General features: G+C 73.0%; 12 protein-coding genes. 7 read left to right on the forward strand and 5 right to left on the reverse strand.

Features of this window, described 5'->3' with window-relative positions:
• Positions 1 to 5 precede the first annotated feature (5 nt).
• From F8279_RS18405 to F8279_RS18415, 3 genes are all read left to right on the forward strand, one after another.
• Complete coding sequence (locus F8279_RS18405; RefSeq protein WP_151500587.1) at positions 6 to 986, forward strand: helix-turn-helix transcriptional regulator; 981 nt, start codon at positions 6 to 8, stop codon at positions 984 to 986.
• A gap of 71 nt (positions 987 to 1,057) precedes the next feature.
• Positions 1,058 to 1,297 (forward strand): DUF397 domain-containing protein, encoded by a 240-nt coding sequence (locus F8279_RS18410; RefSeq protein WP_128137305.1) that lies wholly within the window; start codon positions 1,058 to 1,060, stop codon positions 1,295 to 1,297.
• Positions 1,298 to 1,493: 196 nt separating this feature from the next.
• Positions 1,494 to 1,763: a hypothetical protein gene (locus tag F8279_RS18415; protein ID WP_151500588.1), complete on the forward strand. Its 270-nt coding sequence runs from the start codon at positions 1,494 to 1,496 to the stop codon at positions 1,761 to 1,763.
• A 155-nt stretch (positions 1,764 to 1,918) separates the two neighbouring features.
• Here F8279_RS18415 and nudC read toward each other — a convergent pair whose 3' ends face one another.
• The 3 genes from nudC to F8279_RS18430 are packed head-to-tail and all read right to left on the reverse strand — an operon-like array spanning position 1,919 to position 5,557.
• Positions 1,919 to 2,866, reverse strand: coding sequence for an NAD(+) diphosphatase (gene nudC / locus F8279_RS18420; protein WP_151500589.1), 948 nt, complete (start codon positions 2,864 to 2,866; stop codon positions 1,919 to 1,921).
• Positions 2,863 to 4,191 carry a pitrilysin family protein gene (locus tag F8279_RS18425; protein ID WP_091422181.1) on the reverse strand — a complete coding sequence of 443 codons (1,329 nt, stop codon included), beginning with the start codon at positions 4,189 to 4,191 and terminating at the stop codon, positions 2,863 to 2,865. The genes nudC and F8279_RS18425 overlap by 4 nt, the downstream gene beginning before the upstream one ends.
• A gap of 55 nt (positions 4,192 to 4,246) precedes the next feature.
• Positions 4,247 to 5,557 carry a pitrilysin family protein gene (locus tag F8279_RS18430; RefSeq protein ID WP_091422175.1) on the reverse strand — a complete coding sequence of 437 codons (1,311 nt, stop codon included), beginning with the start codon at positions 5,555 to 5,557 and terminating at the stop codon, positions 4,247 to 4,249.
• A gap of 230 nt (positions 5,558 to 5,787) precedes the next feature.
• On the opposite strand from F8279_RS18430, the gene F8279_RS18435 reads away from it, so the two are divergent.
• The 4 genes from F8279_RS18435 to F8279_RS18450 are packed head-to-tail and all read left to right on the forward strand — an operon-like array spanning position 5,788 to position 8,947.
• Positions 5,788 to 6,849, forward strand: a complete 1,062-nt coding sequence (locus F8279_RS18435) for an ABC transporter substrate-binding protein (protein ID WP_151500590.1) — start codon at positions 5,788 to 5,790, stop codon at positions 6,847 to 6,849.
• A complete protein-coding gene (locus F8279_RS18440) occupies positions 6,846 to 7,625 on the forward strand; it encodes an ABC transporter ATP-binding protein (RefSeq protein WP_151500591.1) in 780 nt (259 codons plus the stop codon). Before F8279_RS18435 ends, F8279_RS18440 begins: the two co-directional genes overlap by 4 nt.
• A complete protein-coding gene (locus F8279_RS18445; RefSeq protein ID WP_030503657.1) occupies positions 7,615 to 8,499 on the forward strand; it encodes an ABC transporter permease in 885 nt (294 codons plus the stop codon). The genes F8279_RS18440 and F8279_RS18445 overlap by 11 nt, the downstream gene beginning before the upstream one ends.
• A 4-nt stretch (positions 8,500 to 8,503) precedes the next feature.
• Positions 8,504 to 8,947 carry an Rrf2 family transcriptional regulator gene (locus F8279_RS18450; protein WP_091422161.1) on the forward strand — a complete coding sequence of 148 codons (444 nt, stop codon included), beginning with the start codon at positions 8,504 to 8,506 and terminating at the stop codon, positions 8,945 to 8,947.
• Between the two features lie 11 nt (positions 8,948 to 8,958).
• On the opposite strand, the gene F8279_RS18455 is transcribed toward F8279_RS18450, so the two are convergent.
• Together F8279_RS18455 and F8279_RS18460 are read right to left on the reverse strand one after the other, a co-directional pair.
• Positions 8,959 to 9,129, reverse strand: a complete 171-nt coding sequence (locus F8279_RS18455) for a GNAT family N-acetyltransferase (RefSeq protein WP_225853322.1) — start codon at positions 9,127 to 9,129, stop codon at positions 8,959 to 8,961.
• 115 nt (positions 9,130 to 9,244) lie between these two features.
• A complete protein-coding gene (locus F8279_RS18460) occupies positions 9,245 to 9,430 on the reverse strand; it encodes a hypothetical protein (protein ID WP_091422159.1) in 186 nt (61 codons plus the stop codon).
• Between the last annotated feature and the right edge of the window lie 378 nt (positions 9,431 to 9,808).

The raw sequence follows: 9,808 nt of genomic DNA on the forward strand, positions 1-9,808 counted from the left end.
ACGCCGTGCCTCCTGCCGTACCAGGCCCGATTCTGCGCCGTCGTCGACTCGGCACCGAGCTGCGTCGGCTCCGCGAACAGGCCGGTCTGACCGGTGACCAGGTCATCGAGCGGATCGGCTGGGCCTCCGCATCCAAGTTGTCCCGTCTGGAGAACGGCCGCAGCCGTCCCGACCCGGACGACGTGGACGTGTTGCTGACGCTCTACGGCGCCGACGAGGAGCAGCGCGCGGAACTGACCGGGATCACCCACGAGGCCGGCGACATGCGCGGCTGGCTGCGCAACTTCCCGGTGATGACCCAGCAGCAGCGCGCCTTCGCCGAGCTGGAGGCCGGTTGCGCGGAGATCTCCGAGTACAACCCGGTGCTGGTGCCGGGGCTGTTGCAGACGCCCGGGTACGCCCGGCACCGGATCATTTCCGCCGCGCAGGTCGCCGCCGAGGCCGGCGACCCGGAGAGCGAGGATCCCGAGACTGAGGTACGCGCGCGGCAGGCCCGGCAGTCGCTGCTGACCCGCTCCCCCGAGGTGCCCCGCTACACGGTGGTGCTGGAGGAGGCCGCGCTCGGCCGGCGGGCCGGGCCGCCGGAGGTGCTGCACGAGCAGCTCGTCCACCTGTGCGAGATGGCGCTGCTGCCGAACGTGACGCTGCGTCTACTTCTGCGGGACACCCGGGTCGGTGACTGGTACCTTCCGCCGACCGCGTTCTCGGTCTACCGGTTCGCCGATCCCCTCGATCCGGAGACACTCGCGATCGAAGGTGGGTTCACCGACGTCATGTCGACCGAGGTAAACACCCTAAATCGCTATAAAGTGGTGTTCGAGTGGCTATGCTCGTCGGCACTCTCCGCATCGGACACCCTCTCCTGGTTGATCGAGGCGACGGGACGGCTGACCGGCACGGCAGTCGAGTCCACGGTGGCGTACGGGGCGGCAACGGCGCCGACCCAGCGGCGCCGGGACTCGGGGCGCCTCACCACGGAACGGTGATCCGGCACGGACACCGCCCGCGCTCCGGCGTCGCTCGGTCCCATCGGAGCACCTCACCAGGAGCAAGCACCATGAACGAGATCCACACCAGCACGACCGCCCTCTCGGGACGGCTCGCCGGCGCCGCCTGGCGCAAGAGCACCCGCAGCCAGACCTCCAACTGCGTGGAGGTCGCGCCGCTCGGTTCCGGGCCGGCGACCGTGGCGCTGCGGGACAGCAAGGACCCGAGCGGACCGGTCCTGCTGTTCGACCGGGCCGGATGGCTCGGCTTCCTCACCGGCACGAAGAGCGGTCAGTTCGATCTGGACTGATCCGGCGAACCACGGGGGGCCGTCGGCGCGAGCCGGCGGCCCCTCGCGCGTCCATCCCCGACAAGGGTGCTGACCTGGGATCGCCCGATCGGTCGAGCTGGCGCGTTCCCCTTGCCGGGCGGACACATCGGCGTAACATGACGCGGGAGTGACGTGGAAGTTCCAGCGTGTAACCGCCGATTGTCCGGGGGACACCATGCGGTTCCTGATCGTCCGCACCGAGATCCGTACCGCCGCCGACGCCGACATCGCCGCCGCCTGGGCGGGCGGGGCTCGCCTGCGGGACGAGACGTGCACGCCGGAGCCCCGCCGACAGGTCGTCCACGCCGAGGACCGGGACGCCGCCCTCCTGCTCGCCCGCGCACTGTCCGCAGTCGGGGCCGTACGCGCGGGCCGGCACCGGGTCAAGGTGCTGCCGATCGATGAACCCGCCCCCGGGCACCCGTACCGCTGGCACGGTGGATGACCGGACGCTGACGTCCGTCGTGGCCGGACCGGCCTCCCCCGCCGCTTTCCCGCCTCACCCGGCCTCGACGGCACGTGTTCCCGGCCCGCGACCGTCGCGGCAACGACGGTCCGGGTCGGGGCCGCGTCCACCCGCGACGGCGGCCGGTCAGGCGGTCAGCAGTGGCCGTCGAGCCAGCGATGCACCAGGAACAACGCGATCGACGACGGCGGCGGCAGGACCAGCCGGTCTCCCCCGCCCACCGGCACCGGCTCGTCCGCGAGCGCCGCGCCGATCTCCCGGCGGGTGAACCAGCGCGCGTGCGCGATCTCGGCCAGGTCGACCCGGATCGGCGCGTCCGCGTCGGCCTTGGCCAGGAAACCGAGCATCAGCGATCCGGGGAACGGCCAGGACTGGCTGCCCACGTACGCGATCTCCTCGACCGGGACGCCCACCTCCTCGCGGACCTCGCGCAGCACGGCGGCCTCGGCCGACTCGCCGGGCTCGACGTATCCGGCGAGGCAGGAGTAGCGGCGCTGTCCCGGGGTGCGCGGCCAGGCCGCGTTGTTGCCGAGCAGGCAGCGGCCGTCCGGGCCGTCCACACCGTCGTGCACCAGCACGATCATGGCCGGATCGGTACGCGGCCAGACCCGTCCGCCGTCCGGATCGATCCGCGACCAGCCGGCCTCGTCGGCGCTCGTCGCCTTGCCCGTCGTCGACGAGTACCCGTGCCGCAGGTGCCAGTTGAGCAGCGCCAGCGCGGTGGTGAACAGGCCCGCGTCCCGGTCGGTCATCAGGTGGCCGACCTCGCGCAGGTGGGCCGGACGGGTCTCGGGAAGCGCCGGCAGCGGCCCGTCCACCGCGAACACGGGTACGCCGTCCGGCTCGACGCCGAGGAACATCGGCACCGACCGGGGCACCTCGGACAGCTCACCGGGGCCGACCAGGACCAGCTCCGGCGGAGCCGACGCGCCCCGGACCAGCGCCCGCCCCTCGGCGGTGGAGTCCAGCACCAGCACCCGGGCCCGCTCCCACGCCTCGGTCAGCCAGCCCGGATCGGTACGCCGGTGCGCGGCCCGGTCGAGCGTCGACCGGGCCAACGGCGGGGCGGATTCGCCGCTCATGCGGATTCCGTACGCACCGGTGTCAGCGCGGCGAGCGAGTCGGCCACCCGCTCGGCGTCGCCGAGCACGACGGTGACCGCGCGGGCCGGGGCCAGGTAGCGGGCGGCCACCTCGGCCACGTCGTCCACAGTCGCGGCGGCCAGCCGGGCGGCGTGCTCGGCGAGGAAGTCCAGCCGCAGCCCGTTGCCGGCGTACGCGCTGGTCAGCGACGCGAGACCGGCCTGGGTGGACATGCCGAGCTGGAGCGTGCCGAGCGCGTACTGGCGGGCCTGCTCCAGCTCGTCGGCCTTCGGCGGCACTGTCGCCAGGCGGCCCAGCTCGTAGTTCGTCTCCACCAGCGCCGCTGCGGTGACCTCGGTGGCCACCTCGGCCCCGGCGACGAGCAGCGAACCGGCCACCGAGTGCTCGACGAGCGAGTGCGGCCCGTACGTGTAGCCCTTGTCCTCGCGGATGTTCTCCACCCAGCGGGAGGAGAAGTAGCCGCCGAAGATCAGGTTGGCGAGCTGCAACGCGGCGTGGTCCGGGTGGGTACGCGGCACCGCGGGGAGCGCGAGGCGTACCGAGGACTGCACCGAGCCGGGCCGGTCGACCAGCAGCAGGGGACCGGGTTCCAGCGGCGGCGCGGGCGGCAGCTCGGCGACGTGGCCGTCACCGCGCCACCCGGCCAGCGCCTGCTCGGCAGCGTCCAGCGCCCGCTCCGGCGCCACGTCGCCGACGAGCACCAGCACCGCGCCGGCCGGATGCACCCGCTCGGCGTGCAGCCGGCGCAACGCGGCCGGGCGGACCGCCCGGACCTGGTCCGGGTCGGGCGTCTGCACCGCGTACGGGTGCCGGCCGTACACCCGCTTGAGCAGCGCGGTGCGGGCCAGGTGCGACGGCTGGCTCTGGGCGACCTGGATGCGGTCGACCAGCCGGTCCCGCTCGGTCTCCACCCAGTCGGCCGGGTAGGTCGCCCCGGTGAGCACCTCGGCGAGCAGCTCCAGCATCCGGTCCAGGCCGGTGACCAGGCCCGCGCCGGAGAGCATCAGCCGGTCCGGGTCGAGACCGGCGGTCAGCCCGCCGCCGACCTTCTGCAGCTCGGCCGCCAGTTCGGTGGCGCTGTGCGCCTCGGTGCCGGAGAGCATGGTCTGCGCCAGCATCCCGCCGCGGGCCAGGTGCGTGCGCCCGAACGGCATCCACAGTCGCAGCTCGACGAGCGGTACCGAGGAGCGGCGTACCGCGATCACGGTGAGGCCGTTGGCAAGCGTGCGCTCGGCCTGCTTGGGCACCTTGAGGCGGCGGTTCGGGCCGAGCGCCGGCAGCGGCCGGACGGTAGTCGTAGTCACTGGGCCATCTCCGTTCGCGACTGCGGGGCTCGCAAAACCGGCTCACTCCTCGCGCTCACCGCCCACCTCCGGCGACGACCTCGACGGACGCGCGGCGCTCCGGCCGCAGGGTGGCGGCGGCGGCGCGGACCTGCTCCTCGGTCACCTCGCCGACCAGCCGGGGCAGGTCGTTGAGCAGGCCGGGTTCGCCGCGCTGCTGTTCCAGCACCGCCATCCGCAACGCGCGGCCGAGCACCGCGTCCGTGTCGCGCAGCAGGTGGGTGGCCATCCGGGCCTGGGTACGCGCCAGTTCCCCATCGGTCAGCCCGTCGGTCGCCAGCCGGTCCAGTTCCTCGTCGACGGTGCGCAGCACTTTGTCCACGTCGCCGCCGGGCGGCAGGTGGGCCTGGAGCAGCAGCGCGGTGGGGTCGCGCACGTCGAACGGGTCGCCCATGAAGCCGAGGTACCCGCCGAGGCCGGTGACCGACCGGTCGCGCTGCACCAGCCGCTCGACCAGCCGGGAGGCGTCGCCGTCGGTGAGCACCTCGGCCAGCACCACGTACGGCAGGTAGCCGGCGAAGTCGCTGATCGGGTCGGGCACCCGCCAGGCGCCGGCCACCGCGGGGAGCGGAGCCAGCGCGTCGGTGTACGTGCTGCGCCGCTCGGCGGTCAGGTCGGGCTCGGCGAAGTCGGGCCGTCGCGGGGCGGGCCGGGCCGGCACGTCCCCGAAGTGCCGCTCGACGAGCGTGGTCGCCTCGGCCACGTCGATGTCACCGCTCACCGCCAGTACGGCGTTGCCGCTGGCGTAGTAGCGGTGGAAGAAGTCGGCGGCGTCGGCCACGGTGGCCGACTCCAGGTCGACGAAGGAGCCGTAGCCGTCGTGCGCGTTGGGGAAGGTGTCGAACATCACCGGGGGCAGCGTCAGCCAGGGGAACCCGCCGTACGGCCGGTTCAGCACGTTGACCCGGATCTCCTCCTTGACCACGTCGACCTGGTTGCGCAGGTTCTCCTCGGTCAGCCGAGGGCCGCGCATCCGGTCGGCCTCCAGGAACAGCGCCCGTTCCAGTGCGTTGGCGGGCAGCGTCTCGAAGTAGTCGGTGTAGTCCAGGTGGGTGGAGCCGTTGAACGTCCCGCCCGCGCCCTGGACGTGCCGGAAGTGAGCCAGCTTCTCCAGGTTCTCCGAGCCCTGGAACATCAGGTGCTCGAAGAGGTGGGCGAACCCGGTGCGTCCCTCGGGCTCGGAGCGGATGCCGACGTCGTAGACCACCGCCACCCCGATGACCGGGGCGCTGCGGTCCGGCGTGAGCACCACGCGCAGGCCGTTGTCGAGGGTGAACCGTTCGACCGGGTACTTCGTCGCTGGGATCTTCGCTCTCCGCGTCGGCACGAGATCGACATTAGCGCCTCGGTACCGGCTCTACCGCCGGTGTGCCGCGGCCCACCGGACGGCGGTGCCGGCGGTTGTCCGACCGGCCACGCTTTCTCCACCGAACAGGTGGGAATTCTCGGGAAGTCCCAGGTCGCGGGGGGCGGCCCCCGGAACGGGGCTTGACGCCGCCGGGCCGCTGGCCCATTCTTCCTACCAACTAAGTAGGAATACTGCGGATTGGACATTCGATGAGAGGGCTTCCCCTGCGCCGCCTGGCCACCCTGGCGGCCCTGGCCGCTGTCGGCGCGGCCACGCTCGGCACCACCGCCGCCTGCGGCGATGACAGCGACGCCGGCGCCGCGTCCGGCCCGGTGACGCTGCGCCTGGGCTACTTCCCCAACATCACGCACGCCCCGGCCGTGGTCGGCGTGGAGAAGGGGATCTTCGCCGAGAAGCTCGGCAGCGACGTCAAGCTGGACACCAAGACGTTCAACGCCGGCCCGGCCGCCATCGAGGCCGTCTTCTCCGGCGCGCTCGACGCCACGTACATCGGCCCGAACCCGACGGTGAACGCCTTCTCCAAGTCCAAGGGCGAGGCGGTCCGGGTCGTCTCCGGCGCCGCGTCCGGCGGCGTCGCGCTCGTGGTCAAGCCCGGCATCACCTCGGTGGAGCAGCTGCGCGGCAAGAAGATCGCCACCCCGCAGCTCGGCAACACCCAGGACGTGGCGCTGCGCTTCTGGCTCAAGGAGAAGGGCCTGGAGACGACCAAGGAGGGCGGCGGCGACGTCAAGATCGTGCCGCAGGAGAACGCGCAGACGATCGAGACGTTCGGCAGCGGCGCCATCGACGGCGCCTGGGTGCCCGAGCCGTTCGTCTCCCGTCTGGTGAACGCCGGCGGCAAGGTGCTCGTCGACGAGCGCGACCTCTGGCCGGACAAGAAGTTCGTCATCACCAACCTGCTGGTCAGCACCAAGTTCCTCAAGGCGCACCCGGACGTGGTGAAGAAGCTGGTCGAGGGTCAGGTAGCGGCGAACGAGTTCGTCAACACCAAGCCGGACGAGGCGCAGCAGGCCATCTCCGACCACATCGGCAAGATCACCGGCAAGCCGCTGGACCTCAAGCTGATCAAGCAGGCCTGGCCGACGCTGGAGTTCACCAACGACCCGATCCCGTCGTCGCTGAAGACCGGTCTGGACCACGCGGTCGCGGTCGGGCTCACCCAGCCGGCCGACCTGAACGGCCTCTACGACCTGAAGTACCTCAACGAGGTGCTCAAGGCGCAGGGCAAGGCCGAGGTCAGCCAGCCGTGACGTCGACCAGCACGACCCCGCGCAGCGCGACCGGCTCGGTCGCGCTGCGCGGCGTCACGAAGGTGTACGGCCAGGGCGAGCAGGCGGTCCTGGCGCTGGACGGGCTGTCGCTGGACGTCGCTCCGGGCGAGTTCGTCTGCATGGTGGGCGCGTCCGGCTGTGGCAAGAGCACGCTGCTCAACCTGGTCGCCGGACTGGACCGGGCCAGCGGCGGCGCGATCGAGCTGGGCGAGGGCGTCAACCCGGGACTGATGTTCCAGGAGCCGGCGCTGTTCCCGTGGCTCACCGTCGAGGGCAACATCGAGGTGCCGCTGAAGCTGCGCGGACTCCCCCGCGACCAGCGCAAGGAGCGGGTGTCCGAGCTGCTGCGCACGGTCCACCTGTCCGAGTTCGGCCGTAAGCGGCCGCACCAGCTCTCCGGCGGGATGCGGCAGCGGGTCGCGCTGGCCCGCACGCTCGCGCTCGAGACGCCGGTGCTGCTGATGGACGAGCCGTTCGGCGCGCTGGACGCGATGACCCGCGACATCCTGCACGACGAGCTGGAGCGGATCTGGACCGAGCGCAAGCTCACCGTCCTGTTCGTCACGCACAACGTCCGCGAGGCGGCCCGGCTCGCCGACCGCATCGTGCTGCTCTCCAGCCGGCCCGGCCGGATCATCTACTCCACCGAGGTCGCCGTGCCGCGCCCCCGGCGGATCGACTCGCCGGAGGTCTCGGCCATCGCCGCCGAGGTCACCGACCGGCTGCGCAAGGAGGTGGGCCGGCATGGCCAGTGACACCCTGTCCGCATCGGCGCGGGCCGACGCGGAAATCTCCGGCCTCGACGCGCTGGAGATCGCCGGCCGGGAGAAGGGCCCGTCCCGGGTACGCCGCCTGTGGTCGGCCACCTGGCCGAAGCTCGCCGCGCTCGCGCTCGCGGTGGCGATCTGGCAGGCGGTGGTCTGGTCCGGGTGGAAGGAGCCGTGGGCGCTGCCCGGCCCGGCAGTGGTCTTCGGCGACCTCGGGGAGTACCTGCTCAGCTCGGCGCTCTGGGAGGGCCTGGCCACCACCGCCCGGCGGGCGGCGGTCGGGTTCGCCGCCGCGGTCGCGGTCGGCCTGCTGCTCGGCCTGGGCGTGGCCCGGGTCAAGGTGCTCCGGGCCGCGCTCGGCTCGATGATCACCGCGTTGCAGACGATGCCGTCGATCGCCTGGTTCCCGCTGGCCATCCTGCTGTTCCAGCTCAGCGAGCAGGCGATCTTCTTCGTGGTGGTGCTCGGCGCCGCGCCGTCGGTCGCCAACGGCGTCATCCACGGCGTGGACTACGTGCCGCCGCTGCTGGTCCGCGCCGGCCGCAACCTCGGCGCGCGCGGGCTCAACCTCTACCGGTACGTGATCGCGCCGGCCGCGCTCCCCGCCATCGTGGCCGGCCTCAAGCAGGGCTGGGCGTTCGCCTGGCGCAGCCTGATGGCCGGTGAGCTGCTGGTGGTCATCGCCACCCGCACCTCGATCGGCGCGCAGCTCACGTACGCGCGCGAGCTGAGCGAGGCGCCACGCCTGATGGCGATCATGATCGTCATCCTGGTGGTGGGTCTGCTCGTGGACACCGCGTTCGGGGCCGCCGACAAGGCGATCCGCCGCCGCTGGGGCGTGCTGGACCAGGCCGGCAACTGACGTCGTGTACATCTCCGCGCGCGCCGACTACGCGCTCCGGGCCATGCTCGCCGTCGCCGACGTCGCCGGGACCACCGGCGACCCGGCGGCCGGCGGCGGCGAGCTGGTCAAGGCGGCGAGCCTGGCCGAGAGCCAGGACATCCCGCTCAGCTTCCTCCAGGGGATTCTGCTCGACCTGCGCCGGGCCGGACTTCTGCACAGCCATCGCGGCACCGAGGGCGGGTACGCGCTGACCCGCCCGCCGGACGAGATCAGTGTGGGCGACGTGCTGCGCGCGGTGGGTGGCGCGATCACGAGCGTCCGTGGCATCCCCGCCGACCGGGCCGGCTACCACGGCGTGGCCACCGGCCTGCGGGACGTGTGGCTGGCGGTGGACGGCGCGATCGCCCTCGTCGTGGACCGGACCACGCTCGCCGACCTGCTGAGCGACAGGGCCGCGGCACCCTGACGCTCGTCCGGTCACGGTGCCGGCGGCCGCACCTGCCCGTCGCGGACCATGCGGATCTCCCGTACACCGTCCTGAACCTGGATCGTGCCGTCGGCCACGAAGCCGTGCCTGCGGTAGAACGCCTGGGCACGGGGGTTGGGGTCGGCGACCCACAGCGCACGTCTCCTGCCAGCACCGGACATGCACACGTGCCATCCGGGCGGCGTCCTCGACCCGGCCCCCGCGAACGGTCACCGAAGAGTCCACCGTCGCATCGTAGGCGGCCGGCCAGTCCGGGCATCGCCCTTTTCCGGGCCGCTACTGGGCCTGCGGGGCGCTCATCCCGGGGGTGAAGCTGCGGGCGGCGCCACGGTCCTGCGGGCCGTCGCCGGACGGTTGCCACGGCCCGAACGCGGCCACCGCGGCGAGCGCCAGGCCGGCGCCCGCCACCGCGAGCACCAGCAGCACTTCCCGCGCTCCGCCTGAGCCGGCGTCCCCCGCCATGACCGCTCCCTCCACGCCCGGCCGACCCCCCGACCGGTTCTCCGCGCGACAGCATCACCGTCACGCGGCGGACGCACAGTCGGGCAGCCGACCGAACATCGACTGATTCCCGACTCAGGAACGAACGCTCGGCCCGATCGGAGGCGAACCGGTCAGGCGGGGCCGGCCCGGACAACGCAGGCTGGCCGGACGCGAGGCCGCTCGGGCGCGGCCCGCACAGACGCGAGACCGGCCAGACGGAGGGGCCGGTCGGACGCGGGCTGCGGTCAGCGGCGGCGCGGGCGCCGGCGAGGGCGGGTCGCCGGGGCGGGGTGCGCGGCGGCGGGCGCGGTGATGGTCACCGGGACGCCGGCCGGCTCCCGGGCGCCGGTGAGCCGG

Origin of the sequence: Micromonospora sp. AMSO1212t (assembly GCF_008868145.1) — a bacterium.
In the GTDB taxonomy this organism is placed as follows: Bacteria; Actinomycetota; Actinomycetes; order Mycobacteriales; family Micromonosporaceae; genus Micromonospora; species Micromonospora tulbaghiae.